This is a genomic window from Streptomyces tritici, assembly GCF_048500665.1.
Lineage (GTDB): Bacteria > Actinomycetota > Actinomycetes > Streptomycetales > Streptomycetaceae > Streptomyces > Streptomyces tritici.
Genome location: NZ_CP183183.1, coordinates 3899296 through 3921179, shown reverse-complemented (window position 1 = coordinate 3921179; position 21884 = coordinate 3899296). Strand labels below are relative to the sequence as shown.

At 72.1% G+C, this 21884-nt stretch carries 22 protein-coding genes; 10 read left to right on the top strand and 12 right to left on the bottom strand.

Going from position 1 to position 21884, the window contains the following annotated elements:
- The first annotated feature begins 4 nt into the window (after window positions 1–4).
- Window positions 5–1537: an ABC transporter substrate-binding protein gene (locus tag ACNJ93_RS18215; RefSeq protein WP_418958462.1), complete on the top strand. Its 1533-nt coding sequence runs from the start codon at window positions 5–7 to the stop codon at window positions 1535–1537.
- 9 nt (window positions 1538–1546) lie between these two features.
- On the opposite strand, the gene ACNJ93_RS18210 is transcribed toward ACNJ93_RS18215, so the two are convergent.
- The 8 genes from ACNJ93_RS18210 to hemL all read right to left on the bottom strand — a co-directional run bounded on the left by ACNJ93_RS18210 (window position 1547) and on the right by hemL (window position 9730).
- Window positions 1547–2074, bottom strand: a complete 528-nt coding sequence (locus ACNJ93_RS18210; RefSeq protein ID WP_418958461.1) for an SRPBCC domain-containing protein — start codon at window positions 2072–2074, stop codon at window positions 1547–1549.
- Between the two features lie 37 nt (window positions 2075–2111).
- The gene (gene ccsB, locus ACNJ93_RS18205; RefSeq protein WP_418958460.1) at window positions 2112–3191 is read right to left on the bottom strand and encodes a c-type cytochrome biogenesis protein CcsB; all 1080 of its coding nucleotides are present in this window, start codon (window positions 3189–3191) and stop codon (window positions 2112–2114) included.
- Window positions 3188–4876, bottom strand: coding sequence for a cytochrome c biogenesis protein ResB (resB, locus tag ACNJ93_RS18200; protein ID WP_418958459.1), 1689 nt, complete (start codon window positions 4874–4876; stop codon window positions 3188–3190). The genes ccsB and resB overlap by 4 nt, the downstream gene beginning before the upstream one ends.
- 3 nt (window positions 4877–4879) lie before the next feature.
- Window positions 4880–5587 (bottom strand): cytochrome c biogenesis CcdA family protein, encoded by a 708-nt coding sequence (locus ACNJ93_RS18195; RefSeq protein WP_418961451.1) that lies wholly within the window; start codon window positions 5585–5587, stop codon window positions 4880–4882.
- A gap of 61 nt (window positions 5588–5648) precedes the next feature.
- On the bottom strand, window positions 5649–6254 hold the full coding sequence (locus tag ACNJ93_RS18190) for a TlpA family protein disulfide reductase (protein ID WP_418958458.1): 606 nt from the start codon (window positions 6252–6254) through the stop codon (window positions 5649–5651).
- A gap of 90 nt (window positions 6255–6344) precedes the next feature.
- Complete coding sequence (locus tag ACNJ93_RS18185; protein WP_418958457.1) at window positions 6345–7586, bottom strand: hypothetical protein; 1242 nt, start codon at window positions 7584–7586, stop codon at window positions 6345–6347.
- Between the two features lie 159 nt (window positions 7587–7745).
- Window positions 7746–8426 carry a histidine phosphatase family protein gene (locus tag ACNJ93_RS18180; RefSeq protein WP_418958456.1) on the bottom strand — a complete coding sequence of 227 codons (681 nt, stop codon included), beginning with the start codon at window positions 8424–8426 and terminating at the stop codon, window positions 7746–7748.
- The gene (gene hemL / locus ACNJ93_RS18175) at window positions 8423–9730 is read right to left on the bottom strand and encodes a glutamate-1-semialdehyde 2,1-aminomutase (protein WP_418958455.1); all 1308 of its coding nucleotides are present in this window, start codon (window positions 9728–9730) and stop codon (window positions 8423–8425) included. Before hemL ends, ACNJ93_RS18180 begins: the two co-directional genes overlap by 4 nt.
- A 315-nt stretch (window positions 9731–10045) precedes the next feature.
- Here hemL and ACNJ93_RS18170 point away from each other — a divergent pair, with 315 nt between their 5' ends.
- From ACNJ93_RS18170 to ACNJ93_RS18150, 5 genes are all read left to right on the top strand, one after another.
- A complete protein-coding gene (locus ACNJ93_RS18170; protein WP_418958454.1) occupies window positions 10046–10603 on the top strand; it encodes a hypothetical protein in 558 nt (185 codons plus the stop codon).
- Window positions 10604–10684: 81 nt separating this feature from the next.
- Window positions 10685–11101: a MerR family transcriptional regulator gene (locus tag ACNJ93_RS18165; RefSeq protein ID WP_418958453.1), complete on the top strand. Its 417-nt coding sequence runs from the start codon at window positions 10685–10687 to the stop codon at window positions 11099–11101.
- Between the two features lie 1484 nt (window positions 11102–12585).
- The gene (locus tag ACNJ93_RS18160) at window positions 12586–12855 is read left to right on the top strand and encodes a hypothetical protein (RefSeq protein WP_418958452.1); all 270 of its coding nucleotides are present in this window, start codon (window positions 12586–12588) and stop codon (window positions 12853–12855) included.
- Window positions 12856–12997: 142 nt separating this feature from the next.
- Entirely contained in the window at window positions 12998–13852 is an 855-nt protein-coding gene (locus ACNJ93_RS18155) for an NAD(P)H-binding protein (protein ID WP_418958451.1), read from the top strand.
- 54 nt (window positions 13853–13906) lie between these two features.
- The gene (locus tag ACNJ93_RS18150; protein ID WP_418958450.1) at window positions 13907–14641 is read left to right on the top strand and encodes a Mut7-C RNAse domain-containing protein; all 735 of its coding nucleotides are present in this window, start codon (window positions 13907–13909) and stop codon (window positions 14639–14641) included.
- A gap of 97 nt (window positions 14642–14738) precedes the next feature.
- Here ACNJ93_RS18150 and ACNJ93_RS18145 read toward each other — a convergent pair whose 3' ends face one another.
- Together ACNJ93_RS18145 and ACNJ93_RS18140 are read right to left on the bottom strand one after the other, a co-directional pair.
- Window positions 14739–15239 carry a MarR family winged helix-turn-helix transcriptional regulator gene (locus ACNJ93_RS18145; RefSeq protein ID WP_418958449.1) on the bottom strand — a complete coding sequence of 167 codons (501 nt, stop codon included), beginning with the start codon at window positions 15237–15239 and terminating at the stop codon, window positions 14739–14741.
- A 37-nt stretch (window positions 15240–15276) separates the two neighbouring features.
- On the bottom strand, window positions 15277–15843 hold the full coding sequence (locus tag ACNJ93_RS18140) for a TetR family transcriptional regulator (protein WP_418961450.1): 567 nt from the start codon (window positions 15841–15843) through the stop codon (window positions 15277–15279).
- A 136-nt stretch (window positions 15844–15979) separates the two neighbouring features.
- Between ACNJ93_RS18140 and ACNJ93_RS18135 the strand changes: the two genes are divergently transcribed.
- A complete protein-coding gene (locus tag ACNJ93_RS18135) occupies window positions 15980–17392 on the top strand; it encodes an FAD-dependent monooxygenase (RefSeq protein WP_418958448.1) in 1413 nt (470 codons plus the stop codon).
- Here ACNJ93_RS18135 and ACNJ93_RS18130 read toward each other — a convergent pair.
- The gene (locus ACNJ93_RS18130; protein WP_418958447.1) at window positions 17389–17859 is read right to left on the bottom strand and encodes a hypothetical protein; all 471 of its coding nucleotides are present in this window, start codon (window positions 17857–17859) and stop codon (window positions 17389–17391) included. The genes ACNJ93_RS18135 and ACNJ93_RS18130 overlap by 4 nt on opposite strands.
- Before the next feature lie 99 nt (window positions 17860–17958).
- On the opposite strand from ACNJ93_RS18130, the gene ACNJ93_RS18125 reads away from it, so the two are divergent.
- The gene (locus ACNJ93_RS18125) at window positions 17959–18723 is read left to right on the top strand and encodes an SDR family NAD(P)-dependent oxidoreductase (RefSeq protein WP_418958446.1); all 765 of its coding nucleotides are present in this window, start codon (window positions 17959–17961) and stop codon (window positions 18721–18723) included.
- Window positions 18724–18799: 76 nt separating this feature from the next.
- On the opposite strand, the gene ACNJ93_RS18120 is transcribed toward ACNJ93_RS18125, so the two are convergent.
- A complete protein-coding gene (locus ACNJ93_RS18120; protein WP_418958445.1) occupies window positions 18800–19993 on the bottom strand; it encodes an RtcB family protein in 1194 nt (397 codons plus the stop codon).
- 170 nt (window positions 19994–20163) lie between these two features.
- Here ACNJ93_RS18120 and ACNJ93_RS18115 point away from each other — a divergent pair, with 170 nt between their 5' ends.
- Both ACNJ93_RS18115 and ACNJ93_RS18110 read left to right on the top strand, forming a co-directional pair.
- Entirely contained in the window at window positions 20164–21006 is an 843-nt protein-coding gene (locus tag ACNJ93_RS18115) for a DUF3558 domain-containing protein (RefSeq protein WP_418958444.1), read from the top strand.
- A gap of 113 nt (window positions 21007–21119) precedes the next feature.
- The gene (locus tag ACNJ93_RS18110; RefSeq protein WP_418958443.1) at window positions 21120–21848 is read left to right on the top strand and encodes a DUF3558 family protein; all 729 of its coding nucleotides are present in this window, start codon (window positions 21120–21122) and stop codon (window positions 21846–21848) included.
- The last annotated feature ends 36 nt before the right edge of the window (window positions 21849–21884 follow it).

Sequence of the window (21884 nt, the reverse complement as noted above, 5' to 3'; positions counted from 1 at the left end):
GACCATGCCCAGCCGTCTGCGCTACCGCGTCTTCTACACCACCCGCCAGAAGATCGTCACGACGGTGCTCGCGCTGGCCGTGCTGACCGCCGCCGTCGTGTACGCCGTCGACCGGGCCACCACTCCGGAGGACCGTTCCTGCGCCCCCGGCGTGGAGCGGCCCGCCGGCAGCACCGAGTGCATCGGCGTCAACGGCGACGGCCACGCCTTCGGCGTGCCCCGGCTGGCGAAGGCCGCCGCCGCGATCGCCCGCGAGAACAGGACCCTCCAGCCCGGCACGTACGCGACCGTGGCGCTGCTGCTGCCGCTGACCTCGCCGGACGAGGGCCTGCGGATCAAGGTGCTGCACGAGATCCAGGGCGCGTACGCCTACCAGTGGCGGGCCAACCACGCCTCCAACGACCAGACGCCCAAGATCCGCCTCGTGCTCGCCAACACCGGCCGGGGCAACCTGCAGTGGCGGCCCGTGGTCGAGCGGCTGAAGGCCATGACCGGGGCCCCGGACCGGCTGCGCGCCGTCTCGGGCGTGGCGACCAGCTCCGCCCCCGTGCGGCAGGCGGTGAGCGCGCTGACGAAGGCCGGCATCGCGGTCGTCGGCACCACCATCACGGCCGACGACATCGCCAACGGCCCCGGTCGCACCCCCTTCCCCGGCCTCGCCCGGGTCTCCCCCACCAACAGCGACGAGGCCAAGGCGCTCGCCCATTTCGGCAGGGTCGACGCCGCCAAGGCCCTGCTCGTGCAGGACACCCGCTCCGGCGACCACTACACCGACACCCTGAAGGCCGCGTTCGCCGCCTCGCTGAAGGGCGCCCCGTACGAGCCGCAGCTGTTCACCTCGCCGCCGGACGCCACCGACGAGGGCACCACCGCCAACACCTTCCGCCAGATCACCCATCTGATCTGCGACACCCGCGCCGAGACGGTGTTCTTCGCCGGCCGGCACACCCAGCTGCGGCAGTTCATCAACGCGCTCGGCGACCGCGGCTGCGCCGAGCGCCGCTTCACCGTCCTGACCGGCGACGAGGGCTCGTACCTGGGCGCGGACGAACGCCTCGACCGGGACGCGCTCAAGGCCCGGCTGACCGTGCGGTACGCCTCGCTGGCGCACCCGGACGCGTGGCGGCCGGCGCCCGGCCGGCCGGTGCCGCCGACGGGCGGCTCGACGGCCGACTACGAGCGGTTCCTCGCGGATCTGGCCGCCGCGTCGAAGGAGCCGGTGGCGCTGCAGGACGGGCAGGCGATCGTCGCGTACGACGCGATGGCGACGGCCGTGCACGCCATCCGTCAGGCGACCGGGGCGGGGCGGCACTACCCGGAGCTCGCCGACGTGCCGAACCAGTGGCCGCAGGTGAAGGGCTCGCTGCGGGTGCGCGGGGCGAGCGGCTGGATCTGCCTGGACAACCACGGCAACCCGTACGACAAGGCGGTGCCGATCGTGGAGCTGGCCCCGGACGGCTCGCAGAGGTTCGTCCAGCTGGCCTGGCCGGAGGGCCGCCCGCCGGCCGCGGACTGTCTGCCGCCGAAGCGGGGCTGAGCAGGGGTCCTACGGCACCCAGCGCGGCCAGGGCGCCTCGTCCTGCTCGTACAGGTCGCGCAGTTCCTGCCACCGCTCGGCGCTCCACAGGCGCCAGTCCGTGGGCCGGTGGTCGAGGGCCTGCGCGAGCCGCTCGAAGTGGTCGTGCCAGCCGGCCAGCAGGTCGAGCTTCTCCTCCTGCGGGCACCGGACGGCGTTGGTGAAACGCAGCACGGTCGCCCCTCCGCCGGCGCCCGGCTCCAGATGGAACCGGATGCGTCCGTGCGGCGGGCCGACCGTGTACTCGGCCACGACTTCCGGGTCCCAGGCGGTCACCTGACCGGAGACCTCCGGACCCCCGTTGAGCCAGCGCAGCGTCACCCGCCCGCCGAGCCTCGGCTCCAGCGGATCGGCCTCGCAGAGCCACTGCGGCAGCCCCTCCGGCGTGGCGACGGCCGCCCAGACCGCCACCTGCGGGTGCGGGAGGTCCAGCAGGAACCTCAGGGTGTGCGCGTCGCCGCCATGGGTCTCGCTCCTGCCCCGGGGTATCTCGCTCATACCTCCAGCGTGGCCCCGGGGCGGGGCGGGTGCCAGCTCAGACGCCGGCGTAGGAGTGCTTCGAGCTGACGAAGATGTTGACGCCCCAGTAGTTGAAGAGGAAGCAGCCGAAGGCGATCAGCGCGATGTACGCGGCCTTGCGGCCCTTCCAGCCGGCGGTGGCGCGGGCGTGCAGGTACGCCGCGTAGCCGACCCAGGTGATGAAGGACCAGACCTCCTTGGCGTCCCAGCCCCAGTACCGGCCCCAGGCGTCGCCGGCCCAGATCGCGCCCGCGATGATCGTGAACGTCCACAGCGGGAAGATCGCCGCGTTGACCCGGTAGGCGAACTTGTCCAGCGAGGCCGCGGCGGGCAGCCGCTCCAGGACGGAGCGGGCGAAGGCGCCGGGCTCCCCGCCGGAGGCGAGCTTGTTCTCGTACGAGTCGCGGAACAGGTACAGCAGCGTGGCGACCGCGCCCAGGTAGAACACGGCGCCGCAGAAGATCGCGGTGGAGACGTGGATCCACAGCCAGTACGAGTGCAGCGCCGGCACCAGCTGGTCGCTGTCGGTGTAGAGCCAGGTGGTGGCCACGCCCAGGTCCAGCAGGACGGTGGTGACCAGCGGCAGGCCCAGCCAGCGGACGTTCTTCCTCGCGACGAGGAAGCCCAGGTACGCGCCGACGGCCACCGTGGAGAAGGTGGTCGAGAACTCGTACATGTTGCCCCAGGGGGCCCGCTGCACGGACAGCGCGCGGGTGACGACGCCGCTCGCCTCGATCAGGAACGCCAGGGCGGTCAGGGAGATCGCGATCCGGCCGTACAGGTCGCCCTTGACCGTGCCGCCGGCCGCGCCGGGCCCGTCCGGCACGTCCCGGGAACCGGCGGCGGCCCGGGTGACGACCTTCGGCTTGTCCAGGACGGCGGTGCCCCCTCCCTTGACCTGGACGGTCACCTTCGGGGCGGACGCGGCGGTCCGCTCCGTCAGCGCGGCGGCGGTGCGGCCGACCTTGCTGCGGCTGCCGAAGACCCACTCGGCGATGTGCGCGAGGAAGGCCAGGGTGTAGACGGCCATGGACGAGTAGATGAGCACATTGCTCATCTCCGCCAGGCTCTCGTTCGTGGCGGCGGCGAGATTCACTTCTTCTCAGGCCTTTCTGCCTCGGCAGGTTCCGGCGCGGTCGGCGCCTCGTGGGTGAGCGTGACCGCCAGTTCGGCCAGCTCCTCGGGCAGCTTGGCCGACTCGCTGCGGCCAAGACCCGCCATCTCGACGACGGTGGTGCCGTCGTCCCCCCGTACGGCCCGGACCCAGATCCGGCGCCGCTGGATGAACAGGGACGCCGACAGTCCGGCGATCGCGGCCAGCGCACCGGCCAGCGCGAGTCCGTTGCCCGGCTGCTGCGAGACCTGGAAGCTGGCCCACTCCTTGATCTCCTTCTCGAAGGTGATCGAGCCGGCCCCGTCGGGCAGCGTCATGGTCTCACCGGGCAGCAGGCGCTCGGCGAGCTTGTTGCCGTCCTTGTCCGTGAACTGCTTCATCTTGGACTTGTCCAGCTGGTACACGTTCTGCGGCAGGCCGCTGTCGACCCTGAGGTCGCCGATGTAGCCGGTGAGCGCCATGACCGGGAAGTCGAGCGCCGGGAACTGGGAGAACATGTTCCCCTTGCCCGCGCCCGCGAAGGTCGGCACGAAGAACGCCTGGAAGCCGAGCTGCTGCCGCTTGCCGTTCTTGTCCCGGTAGCCGTCCATCACCTTGATCGCGCCGGTGGAGGTGATGTTGTTGTCGATCGGCAGCAGCGGCACGGCGCCCTTGAAGACCTCGTTGCCGCGGCCGTCCCGGACGGTGACCACGGGCGCGTAGCCGTGGGCGATCAGGTAGACCTTCGAGTCGCCGACCTTCAGCGGCTCGTTGACCCGGACGACCGCCTTCTTCTCCTTGCCGCCCGCCTCGAAGTACGTGACGGCCGCCTCGAAGGTGCGCGGGGTGCCGCGCTGCGGTCCGGACTTCTCGTACGTGCCGGTGAACGAGTCCAGCGTGAAGCCGAAGGGCTCCAGGTCGTGGGTGCTGAACTGGGAGCCGGACTTGAAGTCGTCGTACTGGGTGAGCGTGTTGGAGAAGCCGTCGCCCTCGACGATCAGCTTGCCGCCCTCGGACTTGTACAGCTGTCCCCAGGCGAAGGCCACCAGCATGACGATCAGCGCCAGGTGGAAGACCAGGTTGCCGGCCTCGCGCAGATAGCCCTTCTCGGCCGCGACCGCGTCCCCGTCCGCCTGGGACCGGAACCGGCGCGCCTTGAGCAGCGCGTGCGCCGCCGCGCGGACCTGCTCGGGCTCCGCCTCGGTGCGCCAGGTCGTGTACGCGGGCAGCCGGTCGAGCCGCTTCGGCGCGCCCGGCGGGCGGCTGCGGAGCTGGCCGACGAACTGCCAGGAGCGCGGCACAATGCAGCCGATGAGGGAGACGAACAGCAGGATGTAGATCGCGGAGAACCACACCGAGCTGTAGACGTCGAACAGCTGGAGCTTCTCGTAGACCGGCGTGAGCGTCGGGTGCGCGTCCTTGAACCGGGCCACCTTCAGCTCGTCCGCGGGGGTCTGCGGGATGAGCGAACCGGGCACGGCGCCGAGCGACAGCAGGAACAGCAGCAGCAGCGCGACCCGCATCGAGGTCAGCTGCCGCCAGAACCAGCGCACCCAGCCGATCGGGCCGAGCGTGGGCCCACCGGCGCCGGTGTCCTCGGCGGGCGCGGTGGACAGCCGGTCCCCGGCCGCGCCGAGGTCCTGCTGCTCGCCGGCGTCGGTCGCGCCGGTCGGCTCTGTCTTGCTCATGGACTAGATCCCCACCGTGAAGCCGTTGGTCCAGGTCTGCATCGCGGAGACCATGCTGTCCCACACGCCGGTGAGCAGCAGCAGGCCGGTTCCGATCATCATCACGCCGCCGATCCGCATCACCCACACGTAGTGCCGCTTCACCCAGCCGAACGCGCCGAGCGCCTTGCGGAAGGCGACCGCGGCGGCGATGAACGGCAGGCCGAGGCCCAGGCAGTACGCGAAGGTCAGTATCGCGCCCCGGCCGGCGCTGGCCTGGTCGAAGGCCAGCATGTTGACGGAGGTCAGCGTGGGACCGAAGCACGGGGTCCAGCCGATGCCGAACAGCGCGCCGAGCACCGGCGCGCCGACCAGGCCGGCCGCCGGTCTCCGGTGGAAGCGGAACTCGCGCTGGGTGAGCCACGGCATGAGCCCCATGAAGAAGACGCCCATGAGGATCATGAGCCCGCCGAGCACCTTGGACAGCACGTCCTGGTAGCCCTGCAGCGTCTGCCCGAAGTAGCCGAAGAGGGCGCCGCCGGAGATGAAGACGGCGGTGAAGCCGAGGACGAACAGCGAGGCGCCGGCCACCATGCGGCCGCGCCGGGCCTCGGCGAGGTCGGTGCCGCCGACGCCGGTGACGTAGCTCAGGTAGCCGGGGACGAGGGGCAGGACGCAGGGCGAGAAGAAGGAGACGAGCCCGCCGAGCACGGCGATGGGCAGCGCGAGCATGAGGGCTCCGCTGTAGACCGTCTCGTTGCGGCCGAGTTCGGCGGCGAGGTCGAGCACGGGGTCACTTCTCCGCGATCAGCGGCTCGATCATCGACCGGAGCTTCTTCTCGTCGAGCGCCATGAGGGAGCGCGCGGCGATCTTGCCGTCCTTGTCGAGGACGACCGTGGACGGAATGGCCTGGAAGTTCAGCGTGCCCTTGGGGAAGCCATTGAGAATGATCTTGCCCGCGGGGTCGTACAGGCTCGGGTAGGCGACGTCGTAGGCCTTCTCGAATTCGAGGGCCGGCTTGATGTTGGCGTCGCGGGTGTTGATGCCGACGAACTCGACGCCCTTGGGCTTGAGCTCCGTGGAGACCTTGGCGAAATGCGGGGCCTCGGCGCGGCAGGGCGGGCACCAGGAGCCCCAGACGTTGAGGACGACGACCTTGCCCTTGAGGTCGGCGACGTCGAGCTGCTTGCCGTCGAGGGTCTCGCCCTTGATCGCGCTGGGGGCCTTTCGCTCGGCCTTGGCGACGGTGGAGATACCGCCCGTGTTGGTGACGAAGTTGGTGTCACCGCCGCCGCCGGACTTTCCCTTGTCGTCCGAGGCGCAGGCCGAGAGCGCCAGTGCGGCCGTCAGGGTGGCGACGGCGAGCAGGGCGCGACGAGGTGCACGGCGGTAGCTCATGTGAAAAGTTTCGCATGGGTGTTTCGCCGATCTTGGGCACCCCCCTACGTGCCCGGAAAGCCCCTTGTCAAGGGTGCTTAAGCGGGCGCGTCAGGCGGCGGTGAGGAAGGCGCTCCAGCCGCCCGCGGGCTTCTGGCCGACGTCGAGGGTGCGCAGCTTGGCGAGGATCTTCGGGTCCTGGACGTCGAGCCAGTCGGTGAACTGGCGGAAGGAGACGAGCCGGACGTCCTTCTTGCCGGCCATCCGCTTGAGGGCCGCCTCGACGGCGTCCATGTAGATGCCGCCGTTCCACTGCTCGAAGTGGTTGCCGACGAAGAACGGCGCGCGGTTGGACTCGTACGCCCGGTCGAAGCCGGCGAGCAGGGCCTCGGTGGCCTGCTTGCGCCAGCCCGGGTAGCGGGAGGGCATGCCCTGGGTGGAGTTCTTCGACTGGTTGGCGAGGATGTTGTAGTCCATCGACAGCACCTCGAAGGAGTGGCCGGGGAAGGGCACGGCCTGCAGCGGCAGGTCCCAGATCCCCTGCCGCTTGACCGGCCAGGTCTGGCGGCCGCCGGGCGAGCTGGCGTCGTAGCGCCAGCCGAGCCGCCGGGCGGTGGGCAGCAGGTTGTCCTGGCCGAGCAGGCAGGGGGTGCGGCCGCCGACGAGCTCCTTCGTGTAGTCGAAGGGCAGCGGGTCGAGGTCGGTCCAGCCGCTGTTGGTCTTCCACTCGGTGACGAAGCCGACGGCCTGGTCGATCTCGTTCTGCCACTGGGCGGGGGTCCAGTGCTCGACCGAGCCGTGGCCGCCGCAGAAGTGGCCGTTGAAGTGCGTGCCGATCTCGTGGCCTTCGAGCCAGGCCTGGCGGACGTACTTCAGGGTGTCCTTGATGTGCGCGTCGGTGAGGTAACCGATGTCGGAGGCGCCGACGCGGTTGTTCGGCGGGCGGTAGAGGTGCTTCTTCGACTCGGGCAGCAGATAGATGCCGGAGAGGAAGAAGGTCATGGCGGCGCCGTGGTTCCGGGCGAGCTCCAGGAAGCGCGGGAACAGGCCGTTCCCGACCTCGCCGGCCCCGTCCCAGGAGAAGACCACGAACTGCGGGGGCGTCTGGCCCGGTTCCAGCGGGACGGGCTTCACGGGCTGGCGGGGCTGCGGTCCGGTGTCGGCGGTGGAGCCGTCGCCGAGGGGCTTCACCGGCCGGGTACGGGGGCTGGGGACGCCCGACGGGCGTCCGCCCTTGCCGGGGCCGGAGTCGGCGGGCCGGTCCGGTCCGGCGGAGCTGCACCCGGCGGTGCCGAGCGCGGCGGCGGCGCCGACGCCGGCCCCCAGCAGACCCCTGCGACTCATCCCGCTCATCGCGTCCCCTCCACGTCTTCATATGACCAAAAGATCATGCAAGCCGACAATGAGTGAGATGCAGGGAGGAACGCGACGGTTCCGGCCAACGGCGCAAAAATTTCGGGGCGACCGGACGACTTTCCGTCATCCGATCGCCCCGATCATCCTCCGAGAGGGTCAGGCTCCGAACGCTTTTGCCTTTCCCTTCACAGGTTTCGCACCTGCCAGCAGATGCGGGGGCACCAAGTCACGCGCCGGCTCGCTGTACCCGACCGAAACGATCTTGTCGCCGTGGTACGTGAACGAGGTCAGCGAGGCCAGCGTGCACTGCCGGCGCCGCGGGTCGTGCCACAGCCGCCGCTTCTCCACGAAACTGCGCACGATCCAGATCGGCAGCTGATGGCTCACCAGCACCGCTTCGTGTCCGCGCGCCGCGTCCTTCGCCGCGTCCATCGCGGCCATCATCCGCACGACCTGCTCGACGTACGGCTCGCCCCAGGACGGCCGGAACGGGTTGGTCAGGTGCCGCCAGTTGCCCGGCTTGCGCAGCGCCCCGTCGCCGACGCCGAACGTCTTGCCCTCGAAGACGTTCGCCGCCTCGATCAGCCGCTCGTCCGTCTCCAGGGTCAGCCCGTGCGACTTCGCGATCGGCGCCGCGGTCTCCTGCGCCCGCTCCAGCGGCGAGGCGACCACATGCGTGATGTCCCGGCCGGACAGGTGCTCGGCGACCCGGTCGGCCATCTGCCGGCCGAGATCCGACAGGTGGTACCCGGCCCGGCGGCCGTACAGCACGCCGTCCGGGTTGTGCACCTCGCCGTGCCGCATCACATGGACGACGGTGATGTCCTGCCCGCTCATGCCGTCGCCTCCGCGGCGGCCCGCGCCGCCGCCGGCAGCGCGGCCGCGATCCGCTCCACGGCCCGCTCGTCGTGCGCGGTCGACACGAACCAGGACTCGAAGGCGGACGGCGGCAGGTACACGCCGTTCGCGAGCATCGAGTGGAAGAAGGCGTTGAACCGGAACGCCTCCTGTCGCTTCGCGTCCTCGTAGTCGCGCACCTCCTCGGCGGTGAAGAACACCGAGAACATGTTGGAGGCGGTCTGCAGCCGGTGCGCCACGCCCTCCTTGGTGAGCGCGTCGGTCACCAGCCCCTGGATCTCCGCCGAAACGGCGTCGACCTTGTCGTACGCGGCCTGGTCGAGCAGCCGCAGCTGCGCGACGCCGGCGGCGGTGGCCACCGGATTGCCCGACAGCGTGCCGGCCTGGTAGACGGGCCCGGCCGGGGCGAGGTGCCCCATGACGTCGGCTCGGCCGCCGAAGGCCGCCGCCGGGAAGCCGCCGCCCATGACCTTGCCGAAGGTCATCAGGTCGGGCTTCACCCCGTCGACGCCGTACCAGCCGGCCCGGCTGGTACGGAATCCGGTCATGACCTCGTCGGAGATGAACAGCGCGCCGTTCTCCCGGCACAGGTCCGCGAGGCCCTGGTTGAACCCGGCCACCGGCGGCACCACGCCCATGTTGCCGGGCGACGCCTCCGTGATCACACAGGCGATCTCCCCGGGGTGCGCGGCGAACGCGGCCCGCACGGCCTCCAGGTCGTTGTACGGCAGCACGATCGTGTCCCCGGCCTGCGCACCGGTCACGCCGGGCGTGTCGGGCAGCGCGAAGGTGGCCAGACCGGAGCCGGCCGCGGCGAGCAGGGCGTCGACGTGGCCGTGGTAGCAGCCGGCGAACTTGATCACCTTGGCGCGGCCGGTGAACCCGCGGGCGAGGCGGATCGCGGACATCGTCGCCTCGGTGCCGCTGGAAACCAGCCGAACCTGCTCGACGGGCTCGATCCGCGCGACGATCTCCTCGGCGAGCTCCACCTCGCCCTCGCCGGGCGTGCCGAACGAGGTCCCGCGGGCCACGGCGTCCTGCACCGCGGCGACCACCTCGGGGTGGGCGTGACCGAGGATCATGGGTCCCCAGGAGCAGACCAGGTCGACGTACTCGCGACCGTCCGCGTCCGTGAGGTACGGGCCCGAGCCCGACACCATGAACCGGGGCGTGCCGCCCACGGCGCGGAAGGCGCGGACCGGTGAGTTCACGCCGCCGGGCGTCACGGCGGACGCGCGGTCGAAAAGCGTCTGTGAGACTGGGGCTTCGTATGAATACGGCACTGTGGTCCTGACCTGCGAGTAAGAAAAGAACGTGGGCTGACGGACTTGATCGACGAACGGGATCCGGCGAACGTGGCGTGATGAAGTTGGGCGCGAGTCATCCGGAATGCTCCCCGAATTACCCCGGGGCGTCCGCGCGCCGCGTCTGCGAAACTGGGACGTCATAGGGATGGCTCACGGAAACCATGGTGTCAGAGGCCCGGACGTTCTTGCGGAACAGGTGTTTCACCGCACGCGGGTGGGGGAGGTCACTGGCACGATGATCGGGTTGCGCGGCGGGGTCGTGTTGCCTGCTAAAGGCAGTCGGGTGGAGATATGCATCGCGGTGGCGGACTGGGTGAGGGGACCGACGACCTGGGTCCCGAGCCTGCCCGGCGGGGGAGGCACCGGCGCCGACGGGAGACGGACGAGCCGACGGCGAACAGGAGCGGCCGCTTGGGGGTGACCTACAAGTACTTCGGCGCGCCCGACGGGGCGACGGCGGCCCGCGTCCCGATCTCGATGCGCCCCGAGGAACTCGGCGGGGACGAGCTCGGCATGGGCGGCATGTTCACCAAGATCAAGCCGGAGACCATAGCCGCGATGGTGCTGACGGGCATCCAGGGCATGCCCCTGCACAAGGTCCCGCCACTGGAGCTTGTGGTCCTGCACCCCGACTACGCCGTCGTGAAGCTGCCCACGACCGTCGTCGACCCGCTGCGCGGCATCGGCGAGGAGTCCGTCGGCGCGGCGGCCTTCATCTGGTCCACGGTCCCGGACCGCGGCGGCCCGCGCGACGCGTTCAACGTCTACCAGCTGCTCCACGAATGGCAGGACTTCTCCGTACGCCTCCACGAGGCGGGCCACCAGCCGTACTGCCTGGTGTGGCCTTAAGAACCGCCGCTCCGAGTATCACCGGAAATTGGGACAAACACCCCTAAACTGACCGGTGATCCGACGGAGAGGACGAACCCCGTGTCCGGAGAACACCTGCAGATCGGCGAGGTCGCGGCGCGCACGGAACTGCCGCTGCGCACCATCCGCTCGTACGAGGACGCCGGGCTCGTCGTCCCGTCCGCGCGCTCGCAGGGCGGCTTCCCGCTCTACACGGACGCCGACGTGGCCCGCCTCATGGTCATCCGCAGGATGAGGCCCCTGGGCTTCAGCCTCGACGAGACCCGCGACCTGCTCAACGCCGTGGACCGCCTGGAGGCGGCGGAGTCCGACCCGGACTTCCCCGCCGCGGAACGCCACCGCCTGATCGCCCGCGTCCGCCGCTACGAGGAGGCGGCGGAGACCCGCATGGAGGAACTCCGCGCCGGCCTGGCGAAGGCGGAAGACTTCGCCACCTCCCTCCGCACCCGCCGCCAACGCGCGGAAAGCTTGGCCTGAGGACGGCCGGGGGGCAGGGCCGGCGGGGACAGCCCGCACCCACCCACGGACGGACTGAGGGACGAGCCGCGGACGGGAGCGAGGGGCGGCCCGCACCCGGCCGCGGACGGGAGTGGGGGACGTGGAGGGGGTCGCGGTAGGGACGTAGAGCGTGATTCGTGGCGCAGGAGACACGCCCAGAACCGCAGAGACCCGCACGCGCCGTAAATCATGCAGTCCCTGAACGCGACCGGAACGTCCCCCACGGCACCCACCACGACCAGCGCCCCGCACACGGCGCGCACCCACGGCACCGCCCCCGGCGCACGACCGCCCGGCGCACAGCCGCCCGGCGCACAGCCGCCCCGGCGCACAGCCGCCCGGCGCACGGCCGCCCGGCGCACCGCGCACCGCGCACCGCGCACCGTTCACGCGAGCCCCGCGGCGACCTCCCGGAAGAACCGCGCGAACGCCCCCGCACTCGGCGGCGTCTCCGGATTCCACGCCACGACCCGCGCACCGGCAGCAGCGGCCCGCCACGACGCCGGAAGCCCCTCCCACCCGCGCCGCGTTCCCCCTGCTGTCGACCAGCAGCACACCCGCCCCCAGCTCCGCCGCCCGCCCCCAGTCCGTGGTGAGCCACCCCGTCCCCGGCCCGGCCCCCGGCTCGACGAACCGCACCCCGAGCTCCCGCAGCCGCACCAGCTCCGGCCAGGCCTGCGGCCGCGCCAGGTGCACCTGCTCCGCCCCGGCCCCCGACAACGCGAGCACCCCGGGCCCGCCGTCGGCTACGGCCACGGCCTCCCGCACGGCGGCCTCGGCGCTGCCCAAAGAGGCGCCACCACCCCCGTGCACCCCCGACACGGCCCCCAACGCCTCCGCCAACCCCCCGAACCGCTCCAGGATCCGCGCCAGCGCCGCCTCACTGCCCACCGACAACGCGACCAGCGGCACCCCGAGCCCGTCCACGACCGCCTCGTCGATCGCGTACGGGCTCTTCCCGTCGTACGTCACGTCCACCACGAGGTCCGGCCGCAACGCGCCCAGCACCCCGTCCGCCTCGGCCGTGAGCAACCGCCCGGGCCCGAGGTATGGAACCCCGGCCGCCGCCAGCCCGCCCGCCTTGACGGGGTCGAGCCCCTCGCCGTCGTGCCCGGAGCCGTACACCGCCACCGGTACGACGCCGAGGTCGAGCAGCGCCGCCCCGGCCCGTACGTACGCCGCGACCCGCCGCGGCCGGCGGGCCGGCCGTAAGACCACGCCCCGGTCGTCGCCGAACTCCCACCCCTGCCCCTGCGCGTCCGCACCCATGCCGCCGCTCTCCCTCCCGGCCGGAAATCCGCTACCCGCCACCTTGAGACGGCGCCACGCCCCGCACAAGAGGGCGGGGACCGGCCTGCACCCCCTGCCGCAAACCACCCGTTCGGGTGTTAACTGGCCGAGTAGGGAGGAACCACGGAATCCCACCCACCCGGGACTCCCCCTCGTGACCCCCGGAGCCCCTCATGCCCGACGATCCTGGCCTCAGCCCCGGCCCCCGCGCACCTCGCACCCCCCGCGGCGCACTGCGCCCCCTCGGCGTTCTGGGCCTGCTGGCCGCCGCCTCCGCCGCGGCCTGGGCGGCCGTGACGGCGGCCCGGCGACGCCGCGCCGGCACCGCGCGGCCGCTGCTGGACCGGGTCTGGCACCCGCAGGAGTCGGTCCCGCTGACGCCGGCAGAGGAAGAGGCGTTCGACGACGTCGTGGCACACCTGACGCGCAGAACGAAGCACTGAGGCGCACCGAGACCGCACCGAGACGCCGGCCGGTTTGGTCAATCCGTTTGACGGGCAGAGTCCCTTCGCGAAGAATTATCTGCGCCACACAGATTCTTCTCCGCGAAAGATTCACCGGACGACCCAGACCAGAAGGAGCCCCATGTCCGTCCTCGTCACCGGCGCCCGCGGCCGCGTCGCCACCGCCCTCCTCGCTCTGCTCCACGACGCCGGGATCGAGGCGCGGGCCGCCTCGAAGAAACCCGGCGACCTGTCGCCACCGCCCGGCGTCGAGGCCGTGCACTGCGATCTCGCGGAGCCGGACTCGTTCGACGGCGCGCTCGCCGGCGTCGACGCGGTGTTCCTGTACGCCGAGCCCTCGCACATCGACGCCTTCACCGCCCGCGCCCGGGCCGCCGGGGTGGAGCACGTGGTGCTCCTCTCCTCCAGCGCGGTCCTGGCCCCGGACGCCGCCGACAGCCCGATCGCCGCCTCGCATCTCGCGGTGGAGCGCGCGCTGGAGGCCGCCGCCGCGGACGGCTCGTTCGAGGCGACGCATCTGCAGCCGGGCGCGTTCGCGACGAACGCTCTCGGCTGGATCCCGGCGATCCGGGGGACGGGCGTGGTGGAGCTGCCGTACCCCGGCGCGCACACCGACCCGATCCACGAACGCGACGTCGCCGAGGCGGCGTTCGCGGTACTCACCGAGCCGAAGCTGCGCGGCTCCTCGTACCTCCTGACCGGACCGCAGTCGCTGACGTTCGCCGAACAGCTCGCGACACTCGCCCACGTGACCGGCCGTCGGATAGAGACCCGCGCGCAGACCCCCGCCGAGTGGCGGGCCGCGGTCGCCCCGTACATACCGGGCCGGTTCGCCGACGCGCTGCTGCGGTACTGGGCGGACCACGACGGGGCGCCGGTCACGACGACCGGCACCGTCGAGGAGCTGACCGGCCACCCGGCGCGCACGTTCACCACGTGGGCGACGGACCACGCGGCGGCCTTCGCGCCCGCCTGACGGGAGGCCCGAAATCCCTGGCCGCCCCCGCCGCCCCGGTGACATCCTGTCCCCGTGAACGGACCGGAGATCTTCATCAGCTTCGCCCCCGAACTGCGGCTGTTCGTCGGCGCCGAGCGCCGCTCGGGCCGGACGGCGGTGGCCACCGACGGCGTGTCCACGCTGGGCCATGTCGTCGAGTCGCTGGGCGTGCCGCTCACCGAGGCGGGGCGGCTGCTGGTGGACGGGCGCCCGGTCGGCACCGGGCACATCCCGGCCGCAGGCGAGAGCGTCGAGGTGGAGGGCGTGGTCCGCCCGCAGCAGGTGCCGGGCGCGCCCCTGCGTTTCCTGCTGGACGTCCATCTGGGCACGCTGGCGCGGCGGTTGCGGCTGCTCGGCGTGGACGCCGCGTACGAGAGCGAGGACCTCGGCGACCCGGCGCTGGCCGCGCTCTCCGCGAAGGAGCGGCGCGTGATGCTGTCGCGGGACCGGGGCCTGCTGCGTCGGCGCGAGCTGTGGGCGGGGGCGTACATCTACAGCGACCGGCCCGACGAGCAGCTGCGGGACGTCCTGGAGCGGTTCGCTCCCCCGCTCGCCCCGTGGTCCCGGTGCACGGCGTGCAACGGGGTGCTGGCCGAGGCGGACAAGGACACGGTGCGCGGCCAGCTGGAGCAGGGCACGGAGCGCACGTACGACGTGTTCGCCCAGTGCACCGACTGCGAGCGCGTGTACTGGCGGGGCGCCCACCACGCCCGCCTGGACGCGATCGTCTCGGAGGCGATGCGAGAGTTCGGCGGAGCCGCGGCCTGACCTCGCTGCTGCCCTCGCAGCGCAACCCGCCGGCCCGGCCCAGCCCGGCCCGGCCCGGCCCAGCCCGGCCCGGCCCGGCCGGCCTCGCGCCCGGCCGCTAGCCCGTGGGCGCGTCGTCGACGCTGCCGTGGCGCAGGCGCTCGACCTGTGTCGCGCTGAGTTCCACGGTCCGTTTCATGTGCGCGATGAGCAGCGCCACCTCGGCGTTGGTGTAGTCGTCGAACATGCGGGTCCAGGCGCCGTTGAGGCGCTGCCAGAAGGCGCCGAGTTCCGCCATCCGCTCGGGCACGGGCGCGACCAGCACCCGGCGGCGGTCCTCGGCGTCGCGCCGGCGGGCGACGTACCCGGCCCGCTCCAGGCGGTCGACGAGCCGGGTGGCGGAGCCGGTGGTGAGGCCGGTCAGCTCGGCGACCCGGCCGATGGTGACCGGCTCGGTCTCCAGACTCAGCAGGTTGAGGCACTGCACGTCCGTGGGGTGCAGCCGCAGATGGTCGGCGACGGCCTGGTTGAAGAGCGCGTACGCGGCCATGTAGCGGCGCGACTCGTCGTACAGCTCGTTCATGAGCGCACCGCGCCGGGCGGAATTCTGCTGCGGCATGCAGAAAGTGTACGGAGAAGGGACCTGCGGGCGGGTTCTAGCCGACCGCCGACGGGTCGGTGAGGTACCGCTGCACGGTCGGGCCGAGCCAGGCCACGATCTCCTCCCGGGACATGGCGACCGCCGGCGGCAGCCGCAGCACGTAGCGGGCGAGCGCCATGCCCAGGATCTGCGAGGCGACGAGCGCCGCGCGGGTGGGGATCTGGGACGGGTCGGGGCAGACACCGGCCACGAACGGGCCCAGCTGCTCCTTGAAGATCGTGTGCATGCGCTCGGCGCCGGTCTCGTTGGTGACGCCCGCGCGCAGCAGCCCGGTGAGCACCTCGTCCCGCTCCCAGCGGTCCACGAAGTGGGAGACGAGCACGGCGCCGATGTGCCGCGCCGGCACGGCGCCGACGTCGGGCAGCCGCAGGTCGAACTCGGTGGCGGCGGCGAACAGCCCCTCCTTGTTCCCGAAGTAGCGCATCACCATCGACGGGTCGATCCCGGCGTCCCGGGCGATGGCCCGGATGGTGGCGCGCTCGTAGCCGTCGGCGGCGAAACGCTCGCGGGCGGCCACCAGGATCGCGGCGCGGGTGGCATCGGAGCGGCGTGGTGCGGTCATCATGCCAACGACTGTAGGCCAACAGGTGTTGACACGCCACTGTGGCCGCGCCATCATTGCCAACAAGCGTTGACCAACACCTGTTGGCAAACCGACATCGCGCCGGTCACGAACCGGCCGCACCGGGGAGGCAGTCGTGCAGCACACGAAGACCGACACGGACATCCTGGTCGTGGGCTCGGGCCCCACCGGCCTCCTGCTCGCCGGCGACCTCGCCGCCGCCGGACAGCGCGTGACCCTCGTCGAGCGCCGCCCGCACGGCATCAGCAACATGACCCGCGCCTTCGCCGTGCACGCCCGCACCCTCGAACTCCTCGACGCCCGCGGCCTCGCCGACGAGCTCGTCCGGACCGGCACCCGCCTCACCGGCCTGCGGATCTTCAGCCGCCTCACCCTCGACCTCGGCCGGCTCGCCTCGCGCTACCCCTACGCCCTGATCACCCCCCAGTACGAGGTCGAGCACCTGCTCGAGCGTCGCGCCGTGGCCGCCGGCGTGGAGTTCCGCCACTCCACCGAGCTGCGGGGACTGCGACAGGACGCCGAGAGCGTCACCGCCGAGCTCACCGGCCCCGACGGCACGCCGCTCACGCTCACCGCCCGGTACCTGGTCGGTGCCGACGGCCACCGCAGCGGCGTCCGCGACGCGCTCGGGCTGCCCTTCCCCGGCATCTCCGTCATCCGCTCCATCGTCCTCGCCGACGTGCGGCTCGCCCAGGAGCCGGACGGCCTGCTGACCGTCAACGGCGTGGGGGACGCCTTCGCCTTCATCGCCCCGTTCGGCGACGGCTGGTACCGGGTCATGGGCTGGCAGCGCAGCCGCCAGGTCGCCGACAGCGAGCCCGTCGACCTCGACGAGGTCCGCGAGATCGCCCGCCTCGCGCTCGGCACGGACTACGGCATGCACGACGCCCGCTGGATCTCCCGCTTCCACAGCGACGAGCGCCAGGTCCCCGCGTACCGCACCGGACGGGTCTTCCTCGCCGGCGACGCCGCCCACGTCCACTCCCCGGCCGGCGGCCAGGGCATGAACACCGGCCTGCAGGACGCGGCCAACCTCTCCTGGAAGCTGATCTCGGTCCTGCGCGGCGACGCCCCCGACCCCGAGGGCCTGCTCGACAGCTACCACGCCGAACGGCACCCCGTCGCCGCGACCGTCCTGCGCAGCAGCGGCACCCTCCTGCGCCTGGCCATGGCCCACACCCCCGCGCAGCGGGCCGCCCGCTCCCTGGCCGCGGGCCTGCTCAACGTGCTGCGGCCCGCCTCCGACAAGGCGATGAGCCAGATCACCGGGGTCGGCATCGGGTACGGGACCGGGCCCGCGGCCCGGCGCGGCGGCGGGCGCGCCCCCGACGCGGCGCTCGACCGCGGCCGGCTCTACGAGCTCCTGCGCGACGGCGACTTCGTCCTGATCACCCCGCAGGGCGCCGACGCCGCCCCGGCCGCCGTGCCGCAGGCGCCCGGCCGGGTCACCAAGGCCACCTGGGCCGACCGCGCGCGGCGCACGACGATGCTGGTCCGCCCCGACGGCTACGTGTACTGGGAGGGCTAGAAGACGTACGGGTCGCCGGTGGCGATCACCAGCACCTCGTGCCGGTGGTTGCCCGGGTTCCGGTCGGTGGCCCCGCCGTTCCAGGCAGTGTCGACCATGACCGTCAGCTCCTCCGGCTCACCGGCGGTCCGCAGCTCCAGGTCCAGCCGGTGGGCCGCGCCCGCGGCCCGCAGGGCGCCGGTCCCGCACAGCACCACCCGGTCACCGCCCCACAGACAGCCGGCCGGCAGCTCCTGGCCCGCCGCCGGCGGCGCGGAGAACTCCAGCCGCACCGTCGACCCCGGAAGGGAGGAAGGACCATGGTTCTCGCTCAGCAGCGCGACGCCGACGCGCCCCTGCCAGAGCGTCACGTAACCGTGGTGGGCGACATCGGCCTCGGGCGCGACGGCGACAGCGCCGCCGCCCCCACCGAGCACCGTCCCCAGGGCGAGCACGACAGCGGGCACAGCTCTGCGCAACACACTCATGCCCCGAAGATACCGATTCCAGTGGATATCTTCTGATTACCGATCAGTCCGGCGCGTCTATCCTGACGAGGCATCGCCCCCACGTACGAGGAGCCCCGCATGACCGCCCCCGGCAACCGGATCGCCGTCGTCACCGGAGCGAGCAGCGGCATCGGCGCCGCCACCGCCCGCCGGCTCGCCGAGGCCGGCTACCGCGTGGTCCTCACCGCCCGCCGCAAGGACCGCATCGAAGCCCTCGCCGCCGAGCTCGTCGAGGCCGGGCACCAGGCCACGGCGTACGCGCTCGACGTCACCGACCGCGCGGCGGTCGACGAGTTCGCCACCGCCTTCCGCAGCCTCGCGGTCCTGGTCAACAACGCCGGCGGCGCGCTCGGCGCCGATCCGGTCGCCACCGGCGACCCGGCGGACTGGCGCCAGATGTACGAGACCAACGTCCTCGGCACCCTCAACATCACCCAGGCCCTGCTCCCCGCCCTCACCGCCAGTGGCGACGGCACCGTGGTCGTGGTCTCCTCCACCGCCGGCCACGGCACCTACGAGGGCGGCGGCGGCTACGTCGCCGCCAAGCACGCGGAGCACGTCCTCGCCGAGACCCTCCGACTGGAGATCGTCGGCACCCCGGTCCGCGTCATCGAGATCGCCCCCGGCATGGTGAAGACCGACGAGTTCGCCACCACCCGCTTCCGCGGCGACAGCGAGAAGGCCGCCAAGGTCTACGCCGGCGTCGCCGACCCCCTCACCGCCGACGACGTGGCCGACACCATCGCCTGGACGGTCACCCGCCCGCCCCACGTCAACATCGACCTCCTGGTCGTCCGCCCCCGGGCCCAGGCGTCGAACACGAAGATCCACCGCGAGCTCTGAGCCTTCGGGCCCGGAAACGCCGAAGGACCGCCCCACCAGGGGCGGTCCCCGCGTCGCACCGGCGCTCCGGCCGGTCTCAGCCCTTCACGCAGATGACCTGCTTCAGCTTCGCGACGACCTCCACCAGGTCCCGCTGCTGGTCGATGACCTTCTCGATCGGCTTGTAGGCGCCCGGGATCTCGTCGACGACGCCGGAGTCCTTGCGGCACTCGACGCCCTGCGTCTGCTGCTCCAGGTCCTTCGTCGAGAAGCGCCGCTTCGCCGCACTGCGGCTCATCCGCCGGCCCGCGCCGTGCGAGGCCGAGTTGAACGCCGCCTCGTTGCCGAGGCCCTTCACGATGTACGAGCCGGTGCCCATCGAGCCCGGGATGATCCCGTACTCGCCGGAACCCGCGCGGATCGCGCCCTTGCGGGTGACCAGCAGGTCCATGCCCTCGTACCGCTCCTCCGCCACGTAGTTGTGGTGGCAGGAGATCACCGGGTCGAAGGTCACCTTCGCCTTCTTGAACTCCCGGCGGACCACGTCCTGGAACAGAGCCATCATGATCGAGCGGTTGTGCTTCGCGTACTCCTGCGCCCAGAAGAGGTCGTTCCGGTACGCCGCCATCTGCGGGGTGTCCGCGACGAACACCGCCAGGTCCCGGTCGATCAGTCCCTGGTTGTGCGGCAGCTTCTGCGCCTCGCCGATGTGGTACTCGGCCAGCTCCTTGCCGATGTTCCGCGACCCGGAGTGCAGCATCAGCCAGACCGCGCCGGTCTCGTCGAGACAGAACTCGACGAAGTGGTTTCCGCTTCCGAGCGTTCCCATCTGCTTCTCGGCCCGCTCGTGACGGAATCGGACCGACTGCGCCACCCCGTCGAACCGCTGCCAGAAGTCGTCCCACCCCGAGGTCGGGTAGCCGTGCAGCCGGCGCGGATCCACCGGGTCCCGGTGCATCCCCCGGCCCACCGGAATCGCCTGCTCGATCTTGGAACGGAGACGGGAGAGATCACCGGGGAGGTCGTTCGCCGTCAGGGACGTGCGGACCGCGGACATGCCGCAGCCGATGTCCACGCCGACCGCCGCCGGACAGACCGCACCCTGCATCGCGATCACCGAGCCGACCGTCGCGCCCTTGCCGTAATGCACGTCCGGCATCACGGCCAGGCCCTTGATCCACGGCAGCGTCGACACGTTCTGGAGCTGCCGCATGGCCCCTTCCTCCACCGAGGAGGGATCCGTCCACAACCGGATGGGCACCTTCGCGCCCGGCACCTCTACGTACGACATACTTCCTCGATTCCCCCGGAATGGCAGATAACGCAAAAACCGGCATCAAGGCCCGTACAGGTGACAACGGACCGGCATCAACGGCTGCGCGTGCGATAGACATTGTGTCCACCGGCCCCAACCGGGCGGCAAACAGTTTTCGGGAGTACGGGAGAAGGGAGCCTGCGCTCGTGCAGCGAAAGGCGTACGACCCCGGCCGCGCGGAGCGCCCCGCCCGCCCCCGCGCCACCCTCACCACGGCCGCCCTCGCCGCCGCCGTCGTCACCGCGCTCGGAGCCGGGCTCGCCGGCTGCTCCGCGGGGACCGACGCCGGCGGCATCGCCGCCGACGCCAAGGCCGGCGCCGCCGCCCCCGGCTCCGTGCCGCCCGGCCGCCACAGCACGCTCTTCGAGCCCTGCGGCTCCGTCCAGCAGCCCACGCTCAAGGACCTGCTGCCCGGCGCCGCCGAGCTCCCCGAGGAGCAGCGCGAGAAGGTCTACGCCGGCCGCCCCGCCCTCACGTACGACAACGGACGCCGCGTCGGCTGCAGCTGGAAGGCCGACGGCCCCGACACCTCCCACGCCCTCACCCTCGACCTCGAACGCGTCGTCTCCTACGACCCCGCCGTCAGCGACGACGACCGCGCGCAGCAGGTGTACTCCGGCAAGCAGACCGCCGCCGCCCTTCCCACGCCCGTGCCGACCGCGACGGCCGCCCCGGCCTCCCCCACGGCGACGGCCTCCCCGTCCACCACGGCCGGCGCCCCGGCCGCCCCCGGCGCCACCGCCACCGGACTCGAACCCCGCGTCCTGGAGGGCCTCGGTCACGCCGCGTTCCTCAACGATGTACTCACCGAAGCCGGCTCGGCCTCCCGCCAGCGCACGGTCAGCGTGGTCTTCCGCACATCCAACGTGATCGTGACCGTCGAGTACACCGAGCAGGTCACCGCCGCCGCCGAGCTGCCCGACAGCAAGGAACTGCAGGAAAAGGCGCAGAGTCTGGCCCGTCAGCTGGCGGACCGGCTGGAGGACTAGCGGGCCGCCGGACCCGTCCCGCTCCCGCCACCGGCCCGCCCGCGGGCCCCCCGACCGCTTCCGCCGCCGCGTAACGTGTCGGCAGACCCGTCAGCGAACCGACTGAAGGAACCATGCACCGATCAGCTCCGCGACTCACCCGCATACTCGCCTGCGCCGCCGTCCCGGTGATGCTCGTCGTCGCCGGTTGCTCCTCGGACTCCGACGGCGGTTCGCCGGACAAGGGCGCCGCGCAGTCCTCCGCCGGCACGCCGAAGGAGGCCGCGCCGAAGCAGACGCCGACCCTCGCCCCCGGGAAGTACGCCAAGCTGCCGGAGCCGTGCAAGGCGATCACCGCCAAGACGATCGACGAGCTGGTCCCGAAGGCCAAGTCGAAGGCCGGTACGGCGTCCGCGTCGACCGACACCTCCGCACGCGGCGGCTGCTCCTGGAACGGGCTGGTCGACAAGGGCCTGAAGGGCTCCCAGTACCGCTGGCTGGACGTCGCCTTCCTGCGCTACGAGTCCGTGCAGGCCCTGGGCACCGGCGAGAAGCGGGCCGAGGAGGCCCAGGCCAAGGAGATCGCCAAGCTGAAGGCGACCGAGGGCGCGAAGTACGTCCGCGACTCGGTGGCCTCGGGCGTCGGCGACCAGACGACGACCGTCGCGTACACGCTGCGCAAGACCGGCGAGACCTTCGTGTACGCCACGACCGTCGCCCGCACGGGCAACGTCCTGGTCATCCTGAACTACAACGGCGCCGGCTACGCGGGCGCCGAGACGCCGCACGACCAGAAGATGATGGACGGCGCGGTGAAGGCGACCAAGGACGCGGTCGCGGCGGTCGCCGCGGCGAACAAGTAGGTCCCGAACACGCCGGACGCCGGGCAAGTGGCCCGT

Bases quoted from the DNA above. Each gene is read 5' to 3' on its own strand.
- ACNJ93_RS18215 (WP_418958462.1), top strand. From the start codon at position 5: ATGCCCAGCCGTCTGCGCTACCGCGTCTTCTACACCACCCGCCAGAAG.
- ACNJ93_RS18210 (WP_418958461.1), bottom strand. From the start codon at position 2,074: ATGAGCGAGATACCCCGGGGCAGGAGCGAGACCCATGGCGGCGACGCG.
- resB (WP_418958459.1), bottom strand. From the start codon at position 4,876: ATGAGCAAGACAGAGCCGACCGGCGCGACCGACGCCGGCGAGCAGCAG.
- ACNJ93_RS18195 (WP_418961451.1), bottom strand. From the start codon at position 5,587: ATGCTCGCGCTGCCCATCGCCGTGCTCGGCGGGCTCGTCTCCTTCTTC.
- ACNJ93_RS18190 (WP_418958458.1), bottom strand. From the start codon at position 6,254: ATGAGCTACCGCCGTGCACCTCGTCGCGCCCTGCTCGCCGTCGCCACC.
- ACNJ93_RS18185 (WP_418958457.1), bottom strand. From the start codon at position 7,586: ATGAGCGGGATGAGTCGCAGGGGTCTGCTGGGGGCCGGCGTCGGCGCC.
- ACNJ93_RS18180 (WP_418958456.1), bottom strand. From the start codon at position 8,426: ATGAGCGGGCAGGACATCACCGTCGTCCATGTGATGCGGCACGGCGAG.
- ACNJ93_RS18170 (WP_418958454.1), top strand. From the start codon at position 10,046: ATGCATCGCGGTGGCGGACTGGGTGAGGGGACCGACGACCTGGGTCCC.
- ACNJ93_RS18160 (WP_418958452.1), top strand. From the start codon at position 12,586: ATGCCCGACGATCCTGGCCTCAGCCCCGGCCCCCGCGCACCTCGCACC.
- ACNJ93_RS18155 (WP_418958451.1), top strand. From the start codon at position 12,998: ATGTCCGTCCTCGTCACCGGCGCCCGCGGCCGCGTCGCCACCGCCCTC.
- ACNJ93_RS18145 (WP_418958449.1), bottom strand. From the start codon at position 15,239: ATGCCGCAGCAGAATTCCGCCCGGCGCGGTGCGCTCATGAACGAGCTG.
- ACNJ93_RS18140 (WP_418961450.1), bottom strand. From the start codon at position 15,843: ATGACCGCACCACGCCGCTCCGATGCCACCCGCGCCGCGATCCTGGTG.
- ACNJ93_RS18130 (WP_418958447.1), bottom strand. From the start codon at position 17,859: ATGAGTGTGTTGCGCAGAGCTGTGCCCGCTGTCGTGCTCGCCCTGGGG.
- ACNJ93_RS18125 (WP_418958446.1), top strand. From the start codon at position 17,959: ATGACCGCCCCCGGCAACCGGATCGCCGTCGTCACCGGAGCGAGCAGC.
- ACNJ93_RS18120 (WP_418958445.1), bottom strand. From the start codon at position 19,993: ATGTCGTACGTAGAGGTGCCGGGCGCGAAGGTGCCCATCCGGTTGTGG.
- ACNJ93_RS18110 (WP_418958443.1), top strand. From the start codon at position 21,120: ATGCACCGATCAGCTCCGCGACTCACCCGCATACTCGCCTGCGCCGCC.